Below are 884 nucleotides of genomic sequence, written 5' to 3'. Positions count from 1 at the left end.
CGCCGCGCGGCGGAGCGGCCCCGCGAGGCGGAACGGTCCTGCGCGGCGACGCGGGCGGCCCGGCGCCCGCCGGGGGCCGGGCGCGGTGGTTCGAGGACGTCCAGCTCGTAGACGTGCTCGGGAGCGGGCCGGTCCAGATCGTCGGAGTCCACGGGAGCGTCCGGCGCCTCGTGGGCCGCGGGCGCGGCCGGTCGGCCGTAGGCGGCGGGCGCGGCCGGCGTCTCGTGGGCCGCGGGCGCGGTCTGCCGGTCATAGGCCGCGGCCGGCCGGCCGTAGACCGCGGCCCGGTCCGGCGCCGCATAGGCCGCGGACGCGGCCGGTTGACCGTAGGCCGAAGGCCCGCCCGGCGTCTCGTAGATCGCGGGCCGGGTCGGCTCGCCGTAACCGTGGTCCGGGGTGTGGACCGGTATGTGGGGGGTCTCGTACCGCAGTTCCTCGACGGGAGTCCCGCACCCGGCACAGGCGAGGGCCCCGTTGAGATGCCGCCGGCACGCGTGGCAGTAGTCCATGGGGCCCGCAGGCTATGCGGCCCGGTACGGCGTCAGGTAGGCGCGGAAGTGAGGATCCTGTGTGGAAACCGCAGGTCGTCGGCGGTGCGCCGTGATTCTCCCGCTTCGGGAGGGATGGCTCCCGGAATGCCCCTCACCCGGAGTACGGCCTCCGGCACCGCCGACGACCTGCGGTTTCCACACAGGATCCTCACTTCCTCGCCTACCTGACGCCGTACCGGGCCGCATAGCCTGCGGGCCCCATGGACTACTGCCACGCGTGCCGGCGGCATCTCAACGGGGCCCTCGCCTGTGCCGGGTGCGGGACTCCCGTCGAGGAACTGCGGTACGAGACCCCCCACATACCGGTCCACACCCCGGACCACGGTTACGGCG

1 pseudogene is annotated in these 884 nt (G+C 75.0%); it reads right to left on the bottom strand.

The features are described from left to right. Nucleotides 1-509 (bottom strand): annotated as a pseudogene (locus CCN56_RS38620) (hypothetical protein); the annotation flags it as partial. Nucleotides 510-884 lie beyond the last annotated feature (375 nt).

The organism is Streptomyces sp. NRRL B-24572 (genome assembly GCF_002156145.1).
Taxonomy (GTDB): domain Bacteria; phylum Actinomycetota; class Actinomycetes; order Streptomycetales; family Streptomycetaceae; genus Streptomyces; species Streptomyces vietnamensis.
This window is presented reverse-complemented; position numbering and strand designations above follow the sequence as displayed.